Raw genomic sequence first — 21,682 nt, forward strand, 5'->3', positions numbered from 1 at the left:
AGGCCCGAAAGTTGAAGCAAATCAGGCTTTTTTAGCCTCCCGAGCTTCGCGCGTTTGGGTCGCTGTGCTAGAGAACCTGCACCCATGTCCGAGGCCTACAGCGTCAAGCTCGAGCAGTTCGAGGGTCCCCTCGATCTGCTCCTTCATTTGATCAAAAAACACGAGGTGGATCTCTACCAGCTCTCGGTCTCCGAGATCACGGACCAATACCTCGCCTATATGACGGAAGCCGAGGACTTGAACCTGGATTTGGCCGGAGAATTCCTGGTCATGGCCGCAACCCTGATTTACCTCAAATCGCGTGCTCTCCTTCCAGCCGACGAGCGCGAAGACCTGGAGGATGAGGAACCGCTGGATCCCGAGGCCCAGCTGATCGAACAATTGCTCGAGCATGAGCGCTTTCAGAAAGCCGGTCAGGCGCTGGCCGAGCGCCATGTGCTCGGACGAGATATTTTCGAGCGCTCCGTGATCGAGACGCAGCCCGGGAATTTCATTGAGCCAACGCGCCCCATGGCCGTGCAGGATCTCCTCGGAGCTCTCGAGCGACTGTTGGCTCGTCGCGCAAAAAATCTCGCCCATCAGGTCTCGATCGAAAGGTTGTCCCTGCGTGATGGGATCGAAAGTGTCGTCGAACAATTGCGCGCGCGGCAGCGCTGTCGTTTCGAAGACCTTTTCCCGGAGTCGGCCTCGCGCGTGCGCATTATTGTCACGTTTCTCGCGATTCTCGAATTGGTAAAATCGGGTGCCGTGACGGCAACGCAGACAGAGACGCACGCCGAGATCGACATTCTCCTTCTTCGTGAGGTGAATCCGGATGATGTACTCGCAATCGAAGATGTGGAGGAGATGCAGGCATGACGACGGCTGGCACAGAGGAAGTCCCGACGACTGAGGAACCGACGACTGAGGAACCAAGGACGGCCGAGGACGGTATTCTCGAACTCGCCGAGGAACCAGTCGACGAGGAAACGGCGGGCGAGCCTTCGGACGAAGCCCCGGAGTTGGAGGCAAGCGATACGGACGCGAGCGAGGAAGAAGACGCGATTCCCGAGGCCGAGCTCCGATCTGCTTTGGAAGCCCTTCTTTTTGCGGCGGCCGAGCCGCTTCCCCTGCAGCGCCTGTCCCGTCTTTTTCAGGGGCAGGGCCGCGGTGCGGTCAAGAAGGCGCTGGCTGCCCTGCAGGAGGAGCTGGCGGCCAACGAACGTGGCATTCGACTCGTGGAGGTTTCGTCCGGGTATCAGTTTCGCTCGGCACCCGAACACGCGCCCTGGTTGAGACGCTTCTTCGCCGAGAAACCGCCGCGCCTTTCTCGAGCCCTGCTCGAGACCATTTCGATCATTGCATACCGCCAGCCCGTAACGCGTGGGGAGATCGAGTCTATCCGCGGCGTCAATTGTGACGCGATTCTCACAGCTCTCCAGAACCGCGACTTGATTCTCGCGACCGGTCGTCGTGATACTCCGGGGCGGCCCGTCGAATACGGCACCACCGCCGAATTTCTCGAGTTGTTCACGATGCGTGATCTTTCCGAATTACCACCTCTCCCCGACGCAGAGTCACTTGCGAATCTCCTCAAGGAGGATGCGGTGCAAGAGGAGTCGGAGGCTTCGGCCGATGGCGAGGAGCTCGCTACAAATATGGACGCGGGGAGCGGAGAAGGAGAGTCGCTTCCTGACGGAGGGACCGATGGCGGGCCCGGCGGCCAGCAGGCAGCAGCCGGTGAAGGTGAGATCGCCGGCGACTCTTCGGATGATCCGGATGACGATGCCGAGCAAGAAACGCCCAAGGTCAGGGCAATGGCGGCAGCCGCGGGGGTTGGCGGCACAGGTGAGGAGCCGTCGGTAATCGATCAAGCTTCGGAGAGCGGGCAAGCAGATGGAACGGATGGAGCGGATTCAGAAGATTCTCAGCCGAGCGGGGGTGGCCTCGCGCCGAGCGGCCGAGGACCTGATTCGTGAGGGACGTGTCCGGCTGAACGGGAAAGTTGTTGAGCACCTCGGCACCCGAGCGGATCCGATCTCGGACAAGCTTACGGTGGACGGACGCCCGGCAGTTTTGAATCGCCTGCGATACTACCTCTACCACAAGCCGGTTGGGGTGATCTCGAGCATGTCGGACCCCGAGGGGCGTCAGTCGATTGGTCAGGTGGTACGCGAGAGCCGCGAGCATCTCTTTCCGGTGGGGCGTCTCGACTACGACTCCAGCGGTTTGGTTTTGCTCACCAACGACGGCGAACTCGCACAGATGCTGACACATCCCAAATATGGGGTGGCAAAGGTCTATCGGGTGAAGGTTCGAGGGCATATGGAGGAGAAGACTCTCGACCGTCTTGCCAGTGGCGTCCGGCTCGAAGATGGAATGACGTTGCCTGCTCAGGTCACCCTGGAGGCGCGGCTGGACAAAAAAACCAGATTCGTGATGACCTTGCACGAAGGGCGTCAACGACAGATCCGCCGCATGTGCGAAGCGGTCGGTCACCCGGTCGACAAACTCTCACGCGTGTCGATCGGCACCTTGAAGCTCGGGCGCTTGCCGCCTGGTCAAAAGCGCGAACTCCATCAGGAAGAAATTTTGGCCCTGTGGGAGTTCACGCGTCGTTCGCGACCCGAATCGGCGGCCCCAAAAGTCAAGGGAGGAAGGAAACCTGCTTCGTTGCAGCGAAAACCTCCTGCCAAGCCGCGTACTGGCGGTCGTAGGCGTCCCTGAGTTCCGGATCGGGAGGGATCACTGTCACCTGAACCATCTCGTGAACGGCCGCCTTGCGATCTCCATGCAGGCCCACCCCGACACTTGCCAGAATGGCCGCACCGAGTGCCGTGGCTTCCGGTTCTGCCGAGAGGTGCAGTGGAAGATGGAGAGAGCGGGCGATCTCGACCTGCAGACTCCGACTACGAGACATTCCACCCGAGAGGGTGCAGCGGTTCGGAGGTCCCGGAAGTTTTTCCTCGAGTTGCTCGAGATTCCCGCGGATCGCAAAGGCGATATTGCGCAGGAAAGATCGCAGGACTTGCCCCCGCCCAGGCCCTACGGGTCCGCGAAAGGCGCTTTGGCGAAAGCCGAAGCCTACCATCCGGTGAGGGTTGTATTGGTCGAGATCAAAGACCTGAGGGTGGCCGAAGGAGACGACTGCAGAATCCCGTTCGTCGTCGGCCGTGACTTCGGCCATCAGGTTCTCGGCAACCTCGTAACGGTCGGCTCCATGAATCCCGAGAAGGTCGAGAATCCAGTCCCAGGCGGATCCGGTTTCGCCGGCATTGCTCTCGAGGGTCCAGCGCTCGGGGAGCACGTGGCATCCAGCCCACACTTTACCGGTGAGGTCGACACATGGCGTATCGCTGATGGCCATCACGGGTGCAGTGGTGCCCAAAACAACTCCTGCCTCGAATGGATCGACGACGCCGGATCCGAGAAGGGCGCATTGCGTGTCCGCACCCCCCAGGAACACCGGAGTGCCCGATTTCAGAGACGTCGCTGCTGCGGCGGCGGTGTGTATGGAGCCGATCCGTGCACCATTGGCGCTGATCGGGGGCAGGACGGACGGCGAGATTCCGGCGGCCTCGAGTAGTTCCTGGCTCCATCTGCGCTCGGCGATGTCGAGGAGAAAGGACTCTCCGGCGTTGGAGAGTTCCGAGGTAATCTCTCCGGTCAATCGGTAGCCCAGCCAATCACTCAGACTGAGGACATGCGCTACCGGCTCGGCCGTAGGCTCCTTTTGGTAGGTGATCAGCCGCGCCGCACTCGAGAGAAAGGGCGGCCAATGGCCTGTGGTCGACACGATTGTTTCTCGGGTGACCGCGTCAAGAAGTTCAAGCGCTCCGGCAAACCCCCGCCCATCGAGGTTAGGCGCGCAATAGACTTCCTGTTTGCGACGGTCGAGAAAGACAGTTCCCAGCCTGAGTGAGGTGGACGTGACGGCGACGATTTCCTCGGGTGCGAGATTGGCCTGGTCGATGGCCTCGCGGGTACATCGGGCGAGTGTGTTCCACATGCTCTCCGGATCGAAAGCGAAGCCGGGCGTCAGTTCCTCGTGGGAGGATCGCACCGAGATGAAATCCCAGGGATGCCGGATGCTCGAAAGTCGCTGACCGGCATGGTCAAAGATGACGCATTTACCTCCGCCGGTGCCGAAATCGAGAACCGCCAAACATGCTCGTGTGCTTTTCATCACAACCACCGGACGCGAAACGCGCTTGCTCTGCGAGTAGGTCCGATCACGAAAGTTGCGTATGCTCCCGGGCATCCTGGAACATGCCGTGAAAAAATCCGATGCTCATCCCGAAGGGAAGCGCGTAGAAGATCAGGCGAAAGAGGATTACGGCGATAATGGTGGGTTCCAGAGGTTGCCCCAGCGCTACGAAAATTGTCGTCACAGCGCTTTCCATAATGCCGATGCCTGCGGGTGTGATGGATACGAGCGTCGAGAGGATGCCAATCGCAAACCCGACGGATATCAGGGCAAAAGGTACGTTGAGCCCGACCGCGTAGAAGCAGCCCCAGAGAACTGCCAGTGTCAAAAACCAGTCAGCTATAATAAACAGGATGGGCGTGATCATGGCGCGCCCATTCTTCTGCATGAAAGCCAGTCCGTCGTCGATATTCTTTGCCAGACGCAGCAGGCTGATTTTGGTGGGTGCGCGGTTCGGTCCGAGGAGGCGGGCCGTCACGACGTGGACGGCTCCAATCACCGACCGAATCGACTTGCGTCTCGTTGGCGCATGCAGAAAGAGTCCCACGAGCAGCAGGGTGATCGAGGTGAAGACAAGCAACGCGACAGCAGCCGAAGCGATAGCGGCGCTGCTGAGAGACTCGTGGGTCAGCAGGAAGATGAAAGCGAAGATCAGAAAAACCAGCAGTGTCAGGTTTGTGATCAATCCCTGAACGAAGGAGATCGTCACGGCGCGGCCGAGTGGAATTCCGTTTTTTCGGAAGAAGTACATGCGCACGGCGAAGCCCGACAGGCCCCCGGTGGAAACCATATAGTTGATTGTATTCGAGACGTAGGTGATTCGGTGCATCGCCGAGAAGCCGATCGGTGTCGACGCGGCCTTGGCGATGCCCTCATAGGACGCTGCCATGGTCGCATAGCTCAGGATTGTCGCGATCACGGGCACCAGAATTTTCACCCACGAGATGTCGCCGGCTGCCCGTAACAGCTCTCGACCATCGCTGGCGAAGAACGCGATCCCCGCCGCGGCAAGGATGGCGGTCGCGATGCCGACGGCGAGCTTGGCGGCTCCGCTGGACCGGTCTGGCGTGTCGGAAGCTTCTTTCGGCGTTTCATTCATTTCTTGGAGCCCTTGGAAGATGTATCTTTTCGCGCGCCAAGTATCCAAGCGGCGAGGCCTCCGACCGGGCCGCCCACCAATGCACCTGCAACAATTGCCCCAAACAACTCGCGGAAAGTGGCATCGGCGGCCCCGAGGACCGGAAAGACCAGGACGCTGACCAGCGCGGCCCCCGTGACCAGAGTCAACGCCGAGGCGGTTCGTCCCGCTCCGGATGATCTGTCGTAGAGCGCGGCACCGAGGAGAAGCATGGCGCCGACGGGCAGCTGCCACGACATTGGCCAGCGGTTGTCGGGACGGGCGACGATCGAGAGCCTTGGTTGCGCCTGGCCCGTGACCTGAAGCGTGCCGATCTGACTGCCGGGAGGGAGCGACGGGACTTGAATATTCGTCGTGATCCGAGATTGTCGGAGCTGCGGTAAGGGGTGGGAATCCGGACTGGGGCTTCCCCAGCTCTGTTGGAGTTGTCCCGTGAAGGACAAGGGGCGGCCTGTGGGGCGCTGAATCCGCAAGAGCCATTGCCCGTTTCGCGTTGCATGGGGTTGGCCCTCGCGCAGGTGACCGGTCACCTTGAACTCGAGTGGTTTGCCCAGAATGGAGGTGGGAAGCGAATATGGAATTTCGTCTCGCTGAACCTCGAAGCTGGTGATGGCTGGAGCGGGATAAACTCGTTTTAAAACTGGCGTTGCCAGAACACCAAACCAGATCACGGCAAATACCAGGGCGAAGAATTGCCCGCGCCGGTCGAGGCGGGTTCGGTAGCGCAGTGGGAAATACAAAAGAGCTGCCAGCAGGACCATTGCGGCGATGGCAATAGCTGTTTGCGTGTCAATAATTTCCCAACGTCCCAGGATATATACGACTGGCGTGAGGAGGAGGATGGCGATGGCGGGCAGGGGCATGGCGCGGAGCGACCATGGCGCACTCCGCAGTTTCCGGGAACGTTTCCTTCTGCGTCTTCGCGATCTCGCAAAAGCAGCCATGAAGTGAGTGTGCCCTGCCTTTCCTTGGCTTGGTCGCTTCCTTGATCGACGGAGGGCGCCTCTAGCTGCCGGCGATCGTCATTTCGGCGATGCGTAAAGACGGTGCTGCGATGCCTGAACGAGGTCGCAGGTCATCGCCGAGGGCATCGATGGATTGGAACATATCAATGAGATTTCCTGCAATCGTGATTTCTTCCACGGGATAGGCGATTTCGCCGCCTTCGATCCACAACCCGCTGGCTCCGCGGGAGTAGTCTCCAGTGATGGTATTGACCCCCATGCCGGACAGGCTCGTGACCAGCAATCCGCGCGAAATTCCAGTGATCAAATCGCTCGCGGGCGTTAGGCCCGGGGCCAAGCGGAAGTTTGTAGGGCTTGCCCCGGGAGCATCGCCGATCGAGCGGCTGGCGCTCCCTGTCGATGGGCGGCCCAACTTTCGGCCTGCATACGTGTCGAGGAGGAAACTCTCCAAACGACCGTCCTTGACGATCGTGGTCGACCTCGTCGGCAATCCTTCTGCATCAAAGGGTCGGGAAGCGGGGCCGCCCGGGAGTCTCCCCTCGTCGGTAATCTGGACTAGCGGGGAAGCGATCACTTCTCCGAGACGTTCCTGCAGGAAGGAAAGCTTCCGGTAGAGGGCACCGCCACAAATTGCCCCGGCCAGATGGCCGAGCAGGGAAGCCGCGATGGGTGCTTCGAAGATAACCGGCGCCCGCGTCGTGGCCAACTTCCGAGCTCCCAACCGTCGGAGAGTCCTTGCAGCAGCGATTCGTCCAATCTCGGCAGGGTCGGCGAGATCTTCTCGGCTGCGCGCCGAATCCCACCAATAATCCCCCTGCATGGCATCGTTTTCTTCGGCGATCGGCGACACGGAAAGTGAATGGTTCGTGGTACGATAATGCCCTTCGAATCCGATCGAGGAGGCGTAGGCGATTTCACTGGCGGACGCAGAGCTGGTGGCTCCCTCGGAATTACGAATTCGTGGATCTGCTCCCATCGCGGCCTCTTCGCAATCCCGGGCTGCCGTGATCGAACCGTCGCCGTCGATATGAAAGCCGCCGGGGTCTTCGAGCTGCAGGTCGGGCGCGTTGCGCTCGAGGAGCGTAGCGTCGGGAAGCCCGGAGTCCGGATCTTCCGGCAGGACATTGGCCATGGCAACGGTCTCGCGTACGAAGGACTCCAGCCCGCTTGCTGAAAAGTCTGCAGTTGAGGCAATCGCACTCGAATGGCCGCGGAAGCAGCGCAAGCCGAGCCGCTTTTGGCGGGACAACTCGACAGACTCGACCTCGCCTAGCCGGACGCTCGCGGCGTGGGCTTCCTGCGAAACGACAACGACGTCGGCGCTTGTTGCACCGGCCGCATGCGCTGTTTGGAGAACCTCGCGAGCTGTCTCGATCACAGGCTTTGTGGCACTCATGTGCGCGTTCCTCCAACTGTCATACCGTCGAGTCTGATGGTGGGTAGGCCTACGCCCACCGGAACCGATTGTCCGTCCTTCCCGCAAACTCCGATGCCTTCGTCGAGAGCGAGATCATTACCGACACGTGAGATTCGCGTGAGCGCGTCAGGGCCGTTTCCGATCAGGGTGACGCCCTTCAGGGGCGCGCCGACCTTGCCCCCTTCGATGCGGTACGCCTCTCTTGCGGAAAAGACGAACTTCCCGTTCGTGATATCGACTTGGCCACCCCCAAAAGAGACCGCATAGATGCCGTTGTCGACCGAACGGAGGATGTCCCCCGGATCATCCTCGCCCGAGAGCATGAAGGTATTCGTCATACGGGGCAGAGGTGCATGCATGAAACTCTCTCGGCGGCCGTTGCCGGTGGGTGAAACTCCCATCAGGCGTGCATTGAGGCGGTCCTGTAAATAGCCGCGCAACCGGCCTTTCTCGATCAAGACGGTCCGTCCCGTCGGAGTGCCTTCGTCGTCCATATTCAGAGATCCGCGCCGTCGCTCCATGGCACCGTCGTCGACCACCGTGCAGAGTTCCGATGCGACACGGTCTCCGATCCGGTCGGCAAAGGCGGAAGTCTTCTTGCGGTTGAAATCGCCTTCGAGCCCGTGGCCGACTGCCTCGTGAAGCAGGACGCCGGGCCAGCCAGGCCCGAGAACGACTTTCATTTCTCCGGCAGGCGCTTCTTCTGCATCGAGATTGACGATGGCCTGGCGAGCGGCATCACGAGCCAGACGGAAGGCTTGTTCGGGTTCGTCGAGATAGAAGCCAATCGAAAAACGGCCGCCGGCACCGGCGTTACCGGTCTCGCGCTTTCCGCCCGATTCCGCAACGCAGGATACGTTCACACGAACCAGAGGCTGGCTGTCGGCGATATGGGTCCCCTCCGAGTTGGTAACCAGAATCTGTTTTTCCTCGATGGCGAGATTCGCCATGACGTTGCAAATGCGGCTATCAAACTTTCGGGCCTCCTTGTCGATCTTCTGCAGGAGGTCGATCCGATCAGGGAGGGGGCGAGAAACGCCCTTCGCATCAATCGGGTAGAGGTTATGAGTTGGGCTGGCGATGCCCGTGCGGACCGCGATGCGCCGTTCCGCGCTGCTCCCATGTGCGATGGTGCGCGCGCTCGCTGCAGCCAGTTCGAGGGCTTCGGGAGTGATTTCATCGGAATAGGCGTAGCCCGTCTTTTCCTCGGCTAGCACGCGCACCCCCACGCCCTGCGAGATGCTGACGTTGGCTCTTTTGACGAGACCCTCCTCGAGTCCTACATGGGTGGATTCGCGGAGCTCGAAATAGAGGTCTGCAAAGTCGGACTTTCGGGCAAGAGCTGTCCCGAGGGTCTGCTCGAGTTGCCGGGCGTCCAGGCCGAACCGTGTGTCGATCGCGGTAATACTGTCCTTCGAATCATCGGTGCTCATAAAGTTCCTTCATACGCCCGAGTCATCGAGCCCAAAGTTAATGCTGCGCCCTAGTGAAGGACGCGAGGCTTTTCTTCCATGGATATGATTAGTTCGCGAATCGTTTCGGCTTCCTTGGGGGGAGGCGATGACAGGAGATAGCGCTCGAGATCTGAACGCGCCTGGTCGTTGCAGTCCAGTTGCCGGTAGATCAAGCCCCTCTCGCGCATCCAACCCGGATTTTCGGGATCGAGATGATGCAGGAGGTCGACCACGGCCAGGCACTTCGGATAGTTTTGAGATCGGAGGTGGATGCCGCGCAGGTTCACCAGCATCCGCGCAAGAATGCTTCGATGACCGGCGGGTTGCGCCAGGAGCTGGTCGGCCTGTTCGGAGGGCTTGGGCAAGCCGAGGCCTTCGAGGTGGTTTGCGAAAGCGGAGCGGCTCATGAGCGCTCCGCGGAAGGGGTCCACGATGGTATCACCGTGCCGCACCAGAAAGTGCCCCGGAGCATTGACGCCTGCGGCGTCTTCGCCGAGGCGTATCGCGAGTGCGAGATAGATCAACGAAAGGGTGATCGGAATGCCGCGTCTGCGATCAATGACCTGATCGAGACAGCTGTTTCGAGCATCGTAGTAGTTCTGGTCATCGCCCCGGAATTTAAGATGATCCCGAACCATTCCGAGCAGGCCCGGAGCATCTACCCGCGAAATGGTCCTTTGCGCGTCCGCCGCGGTACGGTCCAACCAGCCCAGATAGTCATTTATTGGCAGATCAGGTGTTTCCAGAACAGAAATCCAGAGGGCGCCCTCCGCAAGATCGGCGCCTGCGTCTTTGCTGATGCGCAGAAGTTCTTGTCGAACTCGGTCCAGCTCTTGCGGCTCAGCCATGCCTGAATTGTAGCATTCTCCGCAGGACTGCGACAGGCGGTTTTGGCTCGGATCGGAGGGTTGGAAAGCTGACGGGCTATCGTCTACGCTGGAGGAGCGGTCTGTTGTCGGACCGGGAGTTTTTTATGGCACAACTCAAAGGTCCTCTGGTTTCGCTGATCTCTGCAATCGAGGGGGCAGATCCCCTCGTGATCCTCCCGCATGACAATCCGGATCCGGATGCCCTCGCGAGCGCATCAGCATTGCAATATATTCTCTCCCAACTCGGAATTTGCGATTCGATCATTGCACTGGGCGGCATTATCGGTCGAGCCGAGAATCGAGCGATGGTGAAATACCTGAACATCTCGCTCACACCCGTGCGAGAGATTGATTTTTATCGACGGCCGAGGATTGTCCTGGTCGATACCCAGCCGGGGCGGGCAAACAACTCTCTTCCCGACGATGTTCTGGCAGCGGCGATTATCGACCATCACCCGGCCTACGCCGAGAATCCGGACGTCGGCTATGTCGACCTTCGCGACAACTACGGGGCGACCTCGACGATCCTCACCGAGTATCTTCGTGATTCGGATGTCACGGTCGAGAGCAAGATCGCAACGGCTCTCTTCTACGGGATCAATGCCGAGACTCAGGATCTTGGGCGGGAATCGACCGAAGCTGACTTTGCTGCGAGTCACTTCCTCTACCCCTACGCGAACAAGCGACGCCTGGGAAAAATTGAAAACGCCCGAGTTCCACGAGAGTATTTTCGCGCTTTTCGCGATGCCATCGCGAAAGCGCAGATCTATGGAAATCTTGTGGTCTCGGACGTGGGGGATGTGCGTTACCCGGATATGGTCGCCGAGATGGCGGACTTTCTCCTTCGCCTCGATGAGGTGGAGTGGGCGGTCGCGATGGGTTCGTTCGGCTCGAATCTCTATGTGTCGCTGCGAACCACGGACCGAGAGGCAAATGCGGGCGAAGTTTTGCAAAAGGTCCTCGGTAGTCGATCTGCGGGTGGCCATGATATGATTGCGGGCGGGCGCGTTTCGATCGACGGGGTGGGCCTTGAGCGTGAGAAGGTAGCGTTGAGAGTCAAGGAGCGTTTGCTCAAACGAATCGGGGTCGAAACAACCGAAGGCCTGGGCCTGGTTTAGGACGCTTCTTCCTGCAGGCACGCTTCGGCTTCCTCGACGACCAGCGGAACTTCATCGCGCAGCATTTTTTCCAGAAGGGATCGGCGCCGAATCGGCTCCCCCTGGATTTGCCCGACTGCCCATGTCGCATGGGTTCGGACCAAGTCGGAGGGATCTTGCAGGGCGCGGCCGAGGGAATGCAGAATTTCGGGATTCGCCGTATTCCCCGCAACGATGGCGGCGTTGCGCTTGAGTCGCTCGGGTCCCGTGCGTTCGAGTGGAGTCCCGGCAAACCTCCGCGTAAAATCTTCCTCGTCCATCGCGAGAATCGCATCGAGTCGTGGATGTAGCTCCGGGTTGAAATCTCCCTCGTCATTCCAGGGGCATGCGATCTGGCATAGGTCGCATCCGAATAGCCACTCCCCCATTTTTGGGCGCAGGTGTCTTTCGACTACGCCTTTATGCTCGATGGTCAGGTAGGAGATGCAAAGGCGTGGGTCGAGGTCGTATGGCCCTCGAATAGCGTCCGTCGGGCAACTGTCGATACATCGTCGGCAAGTCCCACAGTGGTTGGGCGAGGCCTTGTCAGGTTCGAGTTCGACCTCGAGCAGAATCTCGCCGAGAAATCCCCAGGAGCCGGATTCTCGATCGAGCGTAAGGGTATGCTTGCCCGTCCAACCAACCCCGGCCCGTTCGGCCCACTCGTGCTCGAAGATCGGGCCTGTGTCGACGTAGGTGCGACTCTGGCTGTCCGGTAGAAGAACGGCGATTTCCGCAGCCCACCTCTTCAGCAGCGCATCCATTTCGAGGTGGTAGTCCCGACCAACCGCGTATGCGGCGATGCGTCCACGCATTTCCTTTCGCCAGGGGGCGGGGGCGGAACGCGCGGGTGGAGCATAGGGGTAGGAGGCCGAAAGAACGCTTCGCGCCCAGGGGAAGCGAGAGTGGGGATCGAGCCGAGCTTTCTTGTGGTGCTCGAGAAATCGCATATCTCCCGCCCGTCCATCCGCGAGCCAGTCATTGAAATACGCATCACGGTCGAGGGGAGCGAGGCGGGCCACGCCCGGATTTCGAAACCCGAGAGCCTCGCCGCAGCTGAGAATTCTCTTTTTGAGTTCGGCCCCGCGCACGGGTCGAGAAGTAGCAGAAACCGCACGGAATCTCGCAGGGCGGAAAACGTTCCGGATCGTCAATTTAATGACGATAGGTATTTTCGCGTCGCCGGGGCGTCACTTCTATCCCGCCATTAATTTGGCAGAATCCGAGGATGCCCGAGAAGTGCCTTGGTCAAGTCTCCGAAATTACAGCACTTTAATCTCGGCGAGCAAAAAACGTCCGGCATGAGGTTTAACGGCACGGAGGTTGCAAAACCTTAGCGCAGACAATCAACGCCGCCCCGGGGGGGGACAGGCTGGAAGGGTTCGCTATGGAAATCGCAACGAGAGAGCAGCAATCAAAAGACACAAAGGGGACCTTGGGGGTGCGACGCGCGAGGCGGTCCGTGGGGGCGGATCGCTATCGCGCCGGCCGGGGCAGCCGTCACCATCTCTCCGAAGGCGAGATGGTGCAAAACAATCTCCCGCTCGTACGGCAGATTGTGAAGCAAGTCGCAGGCATGCTGCCTTCGTCGGTCGAGCATGACGAAGTGATGAGCTGGGCGACGCAGGGCCTCCTCGATGCGATTCGAAAATTTGATCCGGAAGCGGGAACTGCTTTCTCGACCTACGCTCGAATTCGCGTCCGGGGTGCCATCCTCGACGAGTTGCGGTGCCTGGATTGGGCTTCGCGGACTGCCCGGCAGAAGGCGAATCATCTGCGACGAACCGTTCAGACCTTGCAGCATAAGTTGGGTCGAGATGCGGGACAGGAGGAAGTCGCGGAAGCGCTCGGGGTCTCGATCGAAAAATATCATCAGATGCGTGGCGAGGCCTCCGAGTTGAAGCTTCTTTCACTCGAAGATGTTTCGCCCGGGCGAAACGATGACAACTTGAGCTTCGAAGAGTTCCTGCCCGCACAGCACGGCGACCCAATGGCGATGCTTCTCGCACGAGAGAAAAGAGATGCGTTGCAAGCCGCGATCGAGCAACTGCCCGGCAAGGAGCGTCTGGTCCTGCCCTTGTATTATCGGTCCGAGCTCACCATGAAGGAAGTTGGTGATCGGCTTGGGATTACCGAGTCTCGGGTATCCCAGCTGCACACGAAAGCACTTTCTCGATTGCGGGGCGTTCTCTCCCCTCAGCCGACGTCCCCGGCTTTCAGCTGAAGTTCCAAAGCCTGGGCCCTCGCGAAGTCAGCTGCATCATTGATATTGAGAAAGCTGTTCAGCGCAGGGTCCCAGCGCCGAAGGTCCTCGGCCGCGATTTCCTGAAACGCCGCGCGGCGCAGGCTGCGACGGGGACTGGACTCCCCGTCGTCAAGGGCTTGGCGGAAACAGGACAGCATCGGCGCTGTTCGATAGGCGGCCGTCAGCGGTTGTGCGCAGCTATCGACCCGAGGCACCATGGCATCCGTTTGGGGTTCGGCTCCCAGGGCGTCAATCAGGCCGCCGATCAGCACGGGGGCCAGAAATGGTGAGTCGCCTGCAGCCACAAAGGCGATGGCATTGCCGGCTTCGGCGAGACCGGTCACAATCCCCGGTAGAGGACCACGGTGGGCCTGCGCGTCGTGAAGAACCCTCAGCGAGGGAGTGCGCGGTAGTTCGGCGAGTGCTTCTTCGACTCCATCGGGAGTACCTGCCGGAGCCGCGATCACCAAAACTTCGCGGCAAGATGCGAGCAAGGCCTGCGTTGTGTGGACGAGCACGCTTCGGTCTCCGAGTTTCAGGGACATCTTGGGTTGTCCCATGCGTGAGGACCGGCCCCCGGCCAGAATGATACCGGTGCAGTTTCGCCGCATCGTCATTATCGGACGCCCACAACGCTGAGCAGTCTTTTCTCTGTCAGGCACCAATCGACCGCTTGGTCGTGTGGTTCGAGCGGAAGATGATTCGTCAGGGCTTCCTCATGGCAGAGGCCGAAGATCAGCCAACCCGCTGCCCGAAGATCGCTCAGAGCGCGATCATAGAATCCGCCACCGCGACCGAGGCGGCCCCCTGCGGGGGTGAGTGCGACGCAAGGCACGAGAACAATCGCCGGTGTGCTGATCTCGGGGATCGGAACAGCGGAGCCGGTGGGCTCGGAGATTCCTGCAGGCCCGCTGGGCTCCAAGGCGCCCTCCGGAGCAAATTCCAGAGAGCTATCTGGTCCTGTGCGGGGCAGCAGAATCTGGATGCCTGCGTCCCGGAAGAGCTCGAGGGCCGGCGCCGGGTCGAGCTCTCCGTCCTGTGCCACATATGCTGCGATTGTTCTGAAATCTCTTATCTCAATGTTTTTATTGAGAATTTCAGCGACGTTTCTTCCGGCTGCCCTCTGCGCGGGCCCGGTGAGGGTGCGCCTTCGTTCGCGGAGAGTGCGCCGTTTAAGGGCTTTTTGAGAAGCTGCCGAAGACTCCATAGGTCGCTTGTAACCTCGACCGCCCGACTGTTACAGCACAGGAACTAATTCGCACCCCGGTGGGTGCGATTCCTTAAGGAGGAAGCGCCTTCATGGCCCTCGAGAATTATCTATTTACTTCAGAATCCGTGTCCGAGGGACACCCGGACAAAATGTGCGATCAGATCTCTGACGCCGTGGTTGACGCGATCATTGAACAGGATCCGAAAGCTCGCATTGCCTGCGAGGTGATGGTCAAGACGGGAATGGCCGTCGTCGCTGGTGAGATCACGACCAACGCGACCCTTTCCTATCCAGAAATCGTGCGCGCCACGATCAAGGATATCGGCTACACGTCTTCCGAGATGGGTTTCGACTACGAGACCTGTGCGGTTTTGACAGCGATCGACCGACAGTCGCCCGACATCAACCAGGGCGTGGATCGTGACAACGAAGAAGATCAGGGTGCCGGCGATCAGGGCTTGATGTTTGGCTTTGCCTGCAACGACACGCCTGAATTCATGCCCTTGCCGATCGCGCTCTCGCATCGCCTGGTGAAATATCTGGCCGAGGTACGCAAGGATGGACAATACAAATTCTTGCGTCCCGACTCCAAATCTCAGGTCACCGTTCAATATGAGAACGGTCGCCCCAAGGCAGTCAAGACCGTTGTGATCTCGACGCAACACGACCCGGACGTCACCAACGAGACACTACGCGAGGCGATGATCGAAGGCGTGATCAAGAAAGTCATTCCGGCCGAGTTGCTGGCCTCCGATGTGGAATATCATATCAACCCGACGGGGCGTTTTGTCGTCGGGGGTCCGATGGGCGATTGCGGTCTTACCGGTCGCAAGATCATCGTGGACACTTACGGCGGCTACGGTCGTCATGGTGGCGGCGCGTTCTCGGGCAAGGATCCCTCCAAGGTGGACCGCAGTGCCGCGTATATGGGTCGCTACATGGCCAAGAATGTGGTGGCCGCCGGCCTGGCCGATAAATGTGAAGTCCAGATCGCCTATGCGATCGGGGTTGCTCGTCCGCTTTCGGTTTTGGTCGACACATTCGGTACGGGCACAGTCGACGACGCCAAGATCGCCGCCGCACTGGATACGGTGCTGGACCTTCGCCCGATCTCGATTATCCGCAAGCTGGACCTGCTGCGACCGATCTATCGAAAGACGGCCGCCTATGGCCACTTCGGTCAGGCGCCAGAGGGTGGGTTCTTTCCCTGGGAAAAAGAAGACGAGGTCGAAGCACTGAAAAGCGCCTGCGGCGTCTGAAGGCTCGATCGATGGATGATTGGCCCCGCTGATCGACCCCGAGGGTTGGTTGGCGGGGCTTTTTTTTGCCCGCTTGTCGTCGGCCCTTCGGACTCAGTGGTGCAGGACGTTTTGCGGGGCGATCGTGATTCCGCCGACGGCTTCCGCGAAATGGCTGAACTCTTCGTCGCTCATATAGAGATCGAGTCCGTGGTCAAAGAAGGAGACCATCATGTTCGCGCGGCCTTCTTCGTCGATGAAGCGCAGGATCCGAAAACACTCACATTCGTAAAGCAGGTCTTCTTCTTCTCGTTCGGTCATTCCTCTAGTCTCCCGCGATTGCTCTAACGGAAACCAATCTCTTTCGCAGTCTGCCCGGTCTCCGGTCCCGAGGACATGGTCAGAGCGCCCTTGCCGGGTTATCCTGCATGAAAGTGAGCCAATCCGCACAGATTCGAGGGGGGGAGGAGTCCGATATTGCCTGGATTCTCGACCTCGGTGACGAGCTTTTTCAACATTTGGGGGATTATCGCGAGATTCTCGGGCATTGGATGGAGCTACCGCGGACCAAGTTGCTGATTGCCGAGATCGCCGGAGAAAGAGCCGGATTCGCCCTGATGGCACCGGGCAGGAGCATCGGATTCCTTTGGCGTCCGTGGGCGGAGCTGGTCGGGATCGGGATGCAGGAAACGCATCGCCGCTTGGGTGTCGGCCAGCAGCTTCTCGAGGCAGCGATTGACGTTGCGGTCGATTGGCGGGCTCGAGAAATCCGCCTGCATACGGCAGCCGGGAATCTGGCTGGGCAATCGTTTTTTCAGCGGCACGGTTTTCGTCAGGTGTCCGCGGATGGCTCTGTGTACCCCTCCGGCGAAGTAGCGGTATCGATGGTCCGCTCGCTGGCCGATGTCCCGGATCACTCAGCCGAGGAGGCCAACAGACCGAGGTAGCTTGTGGCGATGAATTCCCGCTGGTCCAGCGACAGGAGGCGCAAAACGGCCTCCAACTGCATGCGGCCCTCTGCGGCCTGCTCCGCTTCCACCTCGACTTCGACAAACCACCCGAGGCCGACAACGTTATCGAGGCAGATGAGTGCCGGGGAGGGAGCCGCGATCCGCCATTGCTCCCTCGTCTTCGTCACCCGAGCGACCTCCTGATAGCCGAGAGCCACCAGCAGCCGAGTGGCAGTGTCGCAATCGGTATCCAGTCCGAATTCGATTTCCTCGCGAGTTTTCAGAGGAGGGTCGAGTTTTGGACCTTTCCAAGTGATGGCTAGTCGGGAGTCAAGTCTCAGCCGCAGGGCTTCATCCCGGGCCTTCAGGTCCCGGTCCGGATGAGAGAAGTAAAGATCTTCCTGCTCCAGAGTGGTCGGGGTATCGACGGTAAGCGCGGGAAGTTGCCGGCGAAGTTCTTCGAGCCCTTGTTCGTCAAGTCGTATCTTGACCTCGACTTCAAGCATCCGCTTGGCCAATACTGCGTCGCAGATTGCGGACCGCCGATTCGTCGGCGTTGCGGATTGGGTAGCGATCCCCGGTGCTATGGTTGGCGATGCGTGCCCCTTCAAAGTCGACGCGAAGTTGATCGCCGGTGCGTACCCCGAGGGCTTCCGTGATGCGGGCGACGCGCAGGCCGATATTGAGAGCATGGGCCTCGAAGTTCGGGTCAAATTGGTTTGCCACGATAGCGCCGATTCCGAGATCGATCAGGGCTTGAACGGGTCGCTCATCGCTGGTTCCCGTGCCGAAGGTTCCGGCAACGAGAATATCGTTCCGAGCAAATCTCTTCGCCAGTTCGGGATCGACGGCGTGCAGGACTTCCGAGGCGCTATTCCCGATCAATTCAATCGGCACATCGAGTCCGAGTGCCCACGCATCGCCGCTCAGGATGGGAATCCAGCTTTTGGGGTCCTCGACCATGGAGATCTTTCTAGCCGTATCGCGCGCGGTCTGCACGAAGGGGACTTTCGCCGAGGAAATCATTAAGAACCAGAGCATGAAGATTTTGGTCACCAACGATGACGGAGTTCGGGCGCCCGGGATCGCGGCACTCGCCGATGCGCTGGATAGGCTTGGCGAGGTCGAGGTGGTCGGTCCGTCCGAGGGGCAGAGCGGAGCTGGCCATGGAATCACCTTTTTGGAGCCTCTGACCGCCGAGCGTGTTTCGATCGGTGCGTCGCGGCAAGCGTGGAGCGTGGCCGGGACGCCCGCGGACTGCGTCAAGCTGGGGATCAACGAATTACTTCCGAGCGCCCCGGACCTCGTGGTGAGCGGCATCAATGCGGGCGCGAATCGCGGCGTGGATGTGCTCTACTCCGGTACGGTAGCCGCTGCCGCGGAGGCCGCATTGATGGGAATCCCGTCGGTGGCGGTTTCGTTGGAGGCGGCGGACACCTTTGACTTCAAGGGTGCGGGTGCATGGGCGCTGCGGGTTGTGGCCCCGGTCCTGCCTCTCGGCATGCCCAAAGGCACGATGCTCAATATCAACGTTCCTGCGGCGAGTCGGGTCGAAGCTCGCGGAATTCGGTTGGTGCCTCAGAGTCTGCTGGCGTGGGAGGATTCCTATCAGCGACGCCAGGATCCGCGCGGGCGGGATTATTATTGGCTCAGCGGAGCCGTCCCGGCTCCGGATACGGGAAATCTTACCGATTTACGGGCTCTGGAAGAGGGCTGGGTGACGGTAACGCCGCTGCAATTCGACCTCACGGACCACGCTCGGATGAATGTCTGGCGGGATCTGTGGACCATTTGAAGGGGCTTTGCGTTGCCGACGTCGCAGCGCACCTGTAGGTCACGGGAGGACTGTCGCATTTCAGGGCAGGGATCTACACACGGACAGGGGTTTTTTGATGAGTCTGGACGAGACAAAGCCGATCGAACTAGCCGATATGGGGGATTGGCGCCCCGACCGCAGTTGCGGCACGCTGCGCTCCGACCAGATCGGGGAAGAGCAAACGCTTGTTGGCTGGGTGGATGTCCGTCGAGATCATGGCGGGATTGTCTTCATCGATCTCCGTGACCGCACCGGTGTGGTGCAATTGGTGCTGGACCCGGACGATAGCCCCGAAGCTCACGAGCGAGCGCATCATGTGCGTCACGAATATGTGGTCGCGGCGCGCGGCAAGATCGCCCGGCGTCCGGACGAGACGCTGAACCCCTCCTTGCCGACCGGCGAAGTCGAATTACGGGTCGAAGAACTGCGGGTTCTCTCCTCGGCACATCCGCTCCCCTTTCCGATTAATGAAGGTGCGGAAGTCGGGGATGCCGTGCGCTTCCGCCACCGTTATCTCGACTTGCGCCGGAATCGTTTGCGCGAGAATCTGCAACGCAGGCACCAAGTCACATCCTCGGTTCGTCGCTACCTCGATGATCTCGGATATATCGATGTCGAGACACCGATTCTGACACGATCCACGCCGGAAGGCGCTCGCGATTATATCGTGCCCAGTCGGGTGAATCCCGGGCAGGTCTACGCGTTGCCGCAGTCCCCCCAAATTTTCAAGCAAATCCTCATGGTCGCGGGCTTTGAGCGCTATTACCAGATCGTAAAGTGCTTTCGTGATGAGGATCTGCGCGCGGACCGGCAACCTGAATTCACGCAGATCGATATCGAAGCATCTTTTGTCGGCGAAGAAGAAATTTTGCAGATGACCGAGGGACTTCTGCGCAAGGGTGGTGCGGCGATGGGGGTCGAGGTTCCCGAAACGCCCTTCCCGAGAATGACTTATGACGAGGCGACCCACCGTTTCGGCACCGACCGCCCGGATACCCGCTACACTCTGGAGCTTGTCGAACTGACGGAGATCATGGGCAGCAGTGAGGCCCGCGTGCTCGCTCAGGCGGTCAAAAAGGGCGGAATCGTCGGCGGGATCGTTGCTGAGGACGGCGACAAGCTCAGTCGTCGCGAGCTTGATGAGCTGGTTTCCTGGGCACCTTCGGTGGGGGCCAAGGGCCTCGCGTGGATTCGCAAGACAGCTGACGGTTGGCAATCGCCTCTGGCCAAATTCTTCAGCGAGGGCGAGCGGGCCGCGATCGAGGAGCAGAGTGGTTTGCGCGAAGGGGGCGTCCTCTTCCTCGTTGCTGGCCCTCGAAAACAATCGCAATCGATCCTCGGACTTCTACGCCACGAACTGGCAATGCGGCTCGACCGAATTCCCGAAGGACAGTGGAATTATCTCTGGGTTACGGATTTCCCCCTGCTTGAATACAACGAGGACGAAAAACGGTACGTATCTGTCCATCATCCCTTCACTGCGCCGCATGAAGCAGATTTGGAAAAATTGGAGTCGGATCCTGGCGCGGTCAGATCCCGGGCCTACGACGTGGTGCTGAATGGCACCGAATTGGGGGGCGGATCGATTCGTATCCATCGCCCGGATATCCAGCAACGCGTTTTTGCGGCGCTGGGGATCGAGGAAGAAACACAACGTTCGCAGTTCGGATTTTTGCTCGACGCCCTGGGCTATGGCGCGCCCCCTCACGGCGGCATCGCTTTGGGGCTGGATCGGCTTTGTATGCTTTGGTTGGGCGAGTCGTCGATCCGTGACGTGATTGCTTTTCCGAAAACGCAGAAGGCACATGATCCAATGAGCGACGCGCCGTCACGTCCGTCCGCGGCGCAACTCCGGGAGCTTGGCGTCCGTCTGCTCGGCTAGCGTTTCGGTGATGGCGGGCTCTTCTGCATCTGCGGGAAGGCCTGGCTGACTCCGGGGTGAACGATCCGGCCTCGGTCCACATTCAGAGCTTTTCGCAGGGGCCCGCTCTCTTCGAGAGCGCCGGAGACACCGCGCTCGGCAAGGAGCATGGCGTATTGGAGCGTCGCGTTGGTCAGGGCGTAGGTGGACGTGTGGGGAACGATCCCCGGCATATTGGAGACAGCGTAATGGACGACGCCTTCTTCGGTAAACACCGGCTCCGCGTGGGTGGTTACCCGGGATGTCTCCGAGATTCCGCCCTGGTCAATCGATACGTCGACAATGGCAGCGCCGGGTTTCATGCGTCCCACGATATCCCTTGAAATCAGGCGGGGCGCACGAGCACCGGGGATCAGGACAGCGCCGATCACCAAGTCAGCCGCAAGAACTTCCTCCTCGATATTGGGCTGGTTGGACATCACGGTCGTGACGTGACCCTCCAGAATATCGTGGACATAGCGCAGGCGCGTGGGGTTGATATCGAGGATCGTTACAGCGGCACCGACCCCGACAGCGACCTGGCAGGCGCTGGTGCCGGAGATGCCGCCGCCGATGATGACCACTTTTCCGGGTTTGACGCCTGCGACTCCCGAGAGCAACACGCCGCGCCCTCCATTCTGGTGTTGCAGGCACCACGCACCTACCTGAACGGAAAGGCGCCCGGCCACCTCGCTCATCGGGGCCAGCAGGGGTAAGGAGCGGTCCTCGATTTGCAGAGTTTCGTACGCGAGGGCGGTCGTCTCGGCGTCCACGAGCGCCTGAGTGAGGGATTCATTCGCGGCGAGATGCAGATACGTGAAGAGAGTGAGGTCGGCCCGGAGGTGCATGTATTCCTCCGGTAGGGGTTCTTTGACCTTGAGGACGAGATCGCTATCGCTCCATGTCCGGGCGGCATTTTCGGCGATTTTGGCTCCAGCTTGTCGGTAGGCCTCATCGGGGAGTGCGGAACCCTCTCCGGCGCCGGTTTCAACCAGAACTTCGTGCCCGGCGCTGCAAAGCGCCGAGGCGCCCGCCGGCGTCAGAGCAACACGACGCTCTTCGAGTTTGATTTCCTTGGGAATGCCGATGCGCATGGGTGAGGTTACCATAGTTTTTATCGGTCCCGGGTGCCGGCCGCTTTACTCAAGGCATTTCGCA

General features: G+C 60.1%; 22 protein-coding genes. 9 read left to right on the forward strand and 13 right to left on the reverse strand.

Features of this window, described 5'->3' with window-relative positions:
* Positions 1 to 84: 84 nt before the first annotated feature.
* From P8K07_02065 to P8K07_02075, 3 genes are read left to right on the forward strand one after another with little or no spacing between them, the layout of a single operon-like run.
* Positions 85 to 858, forward strand: coding sequence for a segregation/condensation protein A (locus P8K07_02065; protein MDG1957307.1), 774 nt, complete (start codon positions 85 to 87; stop codon positions 856 to 858).
* Positions 855 to 1,958, forward strand: a complete 1,104-nt coding sequence (scpB, locus tag P8K07_02070) for an SMC-Scp complex subunit ScpB (GenBank protein ID MDG1957308.1) — start codon at positions 855 to 857, stop codon at positions 1,956 to 1,958. Before P8K07_02065 ends, scpB begins: the two co-directional genes overlap by 4 nt.
* A complete protein-coding gene (locus tag P8K07_02075; protein MDG1957309.1) occupies positions 1,885 to 2,706 on the forward strand; it encodes a pseudouridine synthase in 822 nt (273 codons plus the stop codon). Before scpB ends, P8K07_02075 begins: the two co-directional genes overlap by 74 nt.
* Here P8K07_02075 and P8K07_02080 read toward each other — a convergent pair.
* The 6 genes from P8K07_02080 to P8K07_02105 form a co-directional block, all read right to left on the reverse strand.
* Positions 2,627 to 4,165, reverse strand: a complete 1,539-nt coding sequence (locus P8K07_02080) for an FGGY-family carbohydrate kinase (GenBank protein ID MDG1957310.1) — start codon at positions 4,163 to 4,165, stop codon at positions 2,627 to 2,629. The genes P8K07_02075 and P8K07_02080 overlap by 80 nt on opposite strands.
* 46 nt (positions 4,166 to 4,211) lie before the next feature.
* Positions 4,212 to 5,285 (reverse strand): lysylphosphatidylglycerol synthase transmembrane domain-containing protein, encoded by a 1,074-nt coding sequence (locus P8K07_02085; protein MDG1957311.1) that lies wholly within the window; start codon positions 5,283 to 5,285, stop codon positions 4,212 to 4,214.
* Complete coding sequence (locus P8K07_02090; GenBank protein ID MDG1957312.1) at positions 5,282 to 6,187, reverse strand: hypothetical protein; 906 nt, start codon at positions 6,185 to 6,187, stop codon at positions 5,282 to 5,284. The genes P8K07_02085 and P8K07_02090 overlap by 4 nt, the downstream gene beginning before the upstream one ends.
* Before the next feature lie 142 nt (positions 6,188 to 6,329).
* Positions 6,330 to 7,685, reverse strand: coding sequence for a metallopeptidase TldD-related protein (locus tag P8K07_02095; protein MDG1957313.1), 1,356 nt, complete (start codon positions 7,683 to 7,685; stop codon positions 6,330 to 6,332).
* A complete protein-coding gene (gene tldD, locus P8K07_02100; protein MDG1957314.1) occupies positions 7,682 to 9,139 on the reverse strand; it encodes a metalloprotease TldD in 1,458 nt (485 codons plus the stop codon). Before tldD ends, P8K07_02095 begins: the two co-directional genes overlap by 4 nt.
* A 50-nt stretch (positions 9,140 to 9,189) precedes the next feature.
* Positions 9,190 to 10,008 (reverse strand): tetratricopeptide repeat protein, encoded by an 819-nt coding sequence (locus P8K07_02105; GenBank protein MDG1957315.1) that lies wholly within the window; start codon positions 10,006 to 10,008, stop codon positions 9,190 to 9,192.
* Between the two features lie 125 nt (positions 10,009 to 10,133).
* Here P8K07_02105 and P8K07_02110 point away from each other — a divergent pair, with 125 nt between their 5' ends.
* Entirely contained in the window at positions 10,134 to 11,147 is a 1,014-nt protein-coding gene (locus P8K07_02110) for a bifunctional oligoribonuclease/PAP phosphatase NrnA (GenBank protein MDG1957316.1), read from the forward strand.
* Here the strand turns inward: P8K07_02110 and queG are convergent.
* Positions 11,144 to 12,256 (reverse strand): tRNA epoxyqueuosine(34) reductase QueG, encoded by a 1,113-nt coding sequence (gene queG, locus P8K07_02115; protein ID MDG1957317.1) that lies wholly within the window; start codon positions 12,254 to 12,256, stop codon positions 11,144 to 11,146. The genes P8K07_02110 and queG overlap by 4 nt on opposite strands.
* Positions 12,257 to 12,552: 296 nt before the next feature.
* Between queG and P8K07_02120 the strand changes: the two genes are divergently transcribed.
* Positions 12,553 to 13,389: a FliA/WhiG family RNA polymerase sigma factor gene (locus tag P8K07_02120; protein ID MDG1957318.1), complete on the forward strand. Its 837-nt coding sequence runs from the start codon at positions 12,553 to 12,555 to the stop codon at positions 13,387 to 13,389.
* Here P8K07_02120 and P8K07_02125 read toward each other — a convergent pair.
* Both P8K07_02125 and P8K07_02130 read right to left on the reverse strand, forming a co-directional pair.
* Positions 13,362 to 14,027 (reverse strand): molybdenum cofactor guanylyltransferase, encoded by a 666-nt coding sequence (locus P8K07_02125; GenBank protein ID MDG1957319.1) that lies wholly within the window; start codon positions 14,025 to 14,027, stop codon positions 13,362 to 13,364. The two genes, P8K07_02120 and P8K07_02125, sit on opposite strands and share 28 nt — an antisense overlap.
* Complete coding sequence (locus tag P8K07_02130) at positions 14,027 to 14,617, reverse strand: 5-formyltetrahydrofolate cyclo-ligase (protein ID MDG1957320.1); 591 nt, start codon at positions 14,615 to 14,617, stop codon at positions 14,027 to 14,029. The genes P8K07_02125 and P8K07_02130 overlap by 1 nt, the downstream gene beginning before the upstream one ends.
* 92 nt (positions 14,618 to 14,709) lie before the next feature.
* On the opposite strand from P8K07_02130, the gene metK reads away from it, so the two are divergent.
* Positions 14,710 to 15,879, forward strand: a complete 1,170-nt coding sequence (gene metK / locus P8K07_02135) for a methionine adenosyltransferase (protein MDG1957321.1) — start codon at positions 14,710 to 14,712, stop codon at positions 15,877 to 15,879.
* Positions 15,880 to 15,972: 93 nt separating this feature from the next.
* Here the strand turns inward: metK and P8K07_02140 are convergent, their stop codons facing one another.
* Positions 15,973 to 16,179 carry a hypothetical protein gene (locus tag P8K07_02140; GenBank protein ID MDG1957322.1) on the reverse strand — a complete coding sequence of 69 codons (207 nt, stop codon included), beginning with the start codon at positions 16,177 to 16,179 and terminating at the stop codon, positions 15,973 to 15,975.
* 107 nt (positions 16,180 to 16,286) lie between these two features.
* Here P8K07_02140 and P8K07_02145 point away from each other — a divergent pair, with 107 nt between their 5' ends.
* Complete coding sequence (locus P8K07_02145) at positions 16,287 to 16,805, forward strand: GNAT family N-acetyltransferase (GenBank protein ID MDG1957323.1); 519 nt, start codon at positions 16,287 to 16,289, stop codon at positions 16,803 to 16,805.
* Here the strand turns inward: P8K07_02145 and cyaB are convergent.
* A complete protein-coding gene (cyaB, locus tag P8K07_02150; protein ID MDG1957324.1) occupies positions 16,772 to 17,314 on the reverse strand; it encodes a class IV adenylate cyclase in 543 nt (180 codons plus the stop codon). The genes P8K07_02145 and cyaB overlap by 34 nt on opposite strands.
* The gene (locus P8K07_02155) at positions 17,307 to 17,771 is read right to left on the reverse strand and encodes a hypothetical protein (GenBank protein MDG1957325.1); all 465 of its coding nucleotides are present in this window, start codon (positions 17,769 to 17,771) and stop codon (positions 17,307 to 17,309) included. Before P8K07_02155 ends, cyaB begins: the two co-directional genes overlap by 8 nt.
* Positions 17,772 to 17,847: 76 nt before the next feature.
* Between P8K07_02155 and surE the strand changes: the two genes are divergently transcribed.
* Together surE and aspS are read left to right on the forward strand one after the other, a co-directional pair.
* Positions 17,848 to 18,603: a 5'/3'-nucleotidase SurE gene (surE, locus tag P8K07_02160; protein ID MDG1957326.1), complete on the forward strand. Its 756-nt coding sequence runs from the start codon at positions 17,848 to 17,850 to the stop codon at positions 18,601 to 18,603.
* 136 nt (positions 18,604 to 18,739) lie between these two features.
* Entirely contained in the window at positions 18,740 to 20,506 is a 1,767-nt protein-coding gene (gene aspS, locus P8K07_02165; GenBank protein ID MDG1957327.1) for an aspartate--tRNA ligase, read from the forward strand.
* Here aspS and ald read toward each other — a convergent pair.
* The gene (gene ald, locus P8K07_02170) at positions 20,503 to 21,618 is read right to left on the reverse strand and encodes an alanine dehydrogenase (GenBank protein MDG1957328.1); all 1,116 of its coding nucleotides are present in this window, start codon (positions 21,616 to 21,618) and stop codon (positions 20,503 to 20,505) included. The two genes, aspS and ald, sit on opposite strands and share 4 nt — an antisense overlap.
* Positions 21,619 to 21,682 lie beyond the last annotated feature (64 nt).

It is taken from the genome of Candidatus Binatia bacterium, assembly GCA_029248525.1.
GTDB lineage: Bacteria > Desulfobacterota > Binatia > UBA12015 > UBA12015 > UBA12015.

Excerpts from the sequence above, each read along its gene's own strand:
- P8K07_02065 (MDG1957307.1), top strand. The coding sequence starts at position 85 with ATGTCCGAGGCCTACAGCGTCAAGCTCGAGCAGTTCGAGGGTCCCCTC.
- scpB (MDG1957308.1), top strand. The coding sequence starts at position 855 with ATGACGACGGCTGGCACAGAGGAAGTCCCGACGACTGAGGAACCGACG.
- P8K07_02075 (MDG1957309.1), top strand. The coding sequence starts at position 1,885 with ATGGAGCGGATTCAGAAGATTCTCAGCCGAGCGGGGGTGGCCTCGCGC.
- P8K07_02080 (MDG1957310.1), bottom strand. The coding sequence starts at position 4,165 with ATGAAAAGCACACGAGCATGTTTGGCGGTTCTCGATTTCGGCACCGGC.
- P8K07_02085 (MDG1957311.1), bottom strand. The coding sequence starts at position 5,285 with ATGAATGAAACGCCGAAAGAAGCTTCCGACACGCCAGACCGGTCCAGC.
- P8K07_02090 (MDG1957312.1), bottom strand. The coding sequence starts at position 6,187 with ATGCCCCTGCCCGCCATCGCCATCCTCCTCCTCACGCCAGTCGTATAT.
- P8K07_02095 (MDG1957313.1), bottom strand. The coding sequence starts at position 7,685 with ATGAGTGCCACAAAGCCTGTGATCGAGACAGCTCGCGAGGTTCTCCAA.
- tldD (MDG1957314.1), bottom strand. The coding sequence starts at position 9,139 with ATGAGCACCGATGATTCGAAGGACAGTATTACCGCGATCGACACACGG.
- P8K07_02105 (MDG1957315.1), bottom strand. The coding sequence starts at position 10,008 with ATGGCTGAGCCGCAAGAGCTGGACCGAGTTCGACAAGAACTTCTGCGC.
- P8K07_02110 (MDG1957316.1), top strand. The coding sequence starts at position 10,134 with ATGGCACAACTCAAAGGTCCTCTGGTTTCGCTGATCTCTGCAATCGAG.
- P8K07_02120 (MDG1957318.1), top strand. The coding sequence starts at position 12,553 with ATGGAAATCGCAACGAGAGAGCAGCAATCAAAAGACACAAAGGGGACC.
- P8K07_02125 (MDG1957319.1), bottom strand. The coding sequence starts at position 14,027 with ATGACGATGCGGCGAAACTGCACCGGTATCATTCTGGCCGGGGGCCGG.
- P8K07_02130 (MDG1957320.1), bottom strand. The coding sequence starts at position 14,617 with ATGGAGTCTTCGGCAGCTTCTCAAAAAGCCCTTAAACGGCGCACTCTC.
- metK (MDG1957321.1), top strand. The coding sequence starts at position 14,710 with ATGGCCCTCGAGAATTATCTATTTACTTCAGAATCCGTGTCCGAGGGA.
- P8K07_02140 (MDG1957322.1), bottom strand. The coding sequence starts at position 16,179 with ATGACCGAACGAGAAGAAGAAGACCTGCTTTACGAATGTGAGTGTTTT.
- P8K07_02145 (MDG1957323.1), top strand. The coding sequence starts at position 16,287 with ATGAAAGTGAGCCAATCCGCACAGATTCGAGGGGGGGAGGAGTCCGAT.
- cyaB (MDG1957324.1), bottom strand. The coding sequence starts at position 17,314 with ATGCTTGAAGTCGAGGTCAAGATACGACTTGACGAACAAGGGCTCGAA.
- P8K07_02155 (MDG1957325.1), bottom strand. The coding sequence starts at position 17,771 with ATGGTCGAGGACCCCAAAAGCTGGATTCCCATCCTGAGCGGCGATGCG.
- surE (MDG1957326.1), top strand. The coding sequence starts at position 17,848 with ATGAAGATTTTGGTCACCAACGATGACGGAGTTCGGGCGCCCGGGATC.
- aspS (MDG1957327.1), top strand. The coding sequence starts at position 18,740 with ATGGGGGATTGGCGCCCCGACCGCAGTTGCGGCACGCTGCGCTCCGAC.
- ald (MDG1957328.1), bottom strand. The coding sequence starts at position 21,618 with ATGCGCATCGGCATTCCCAAGGAAATCAAACTCGAAGAGCGTCGTGTT.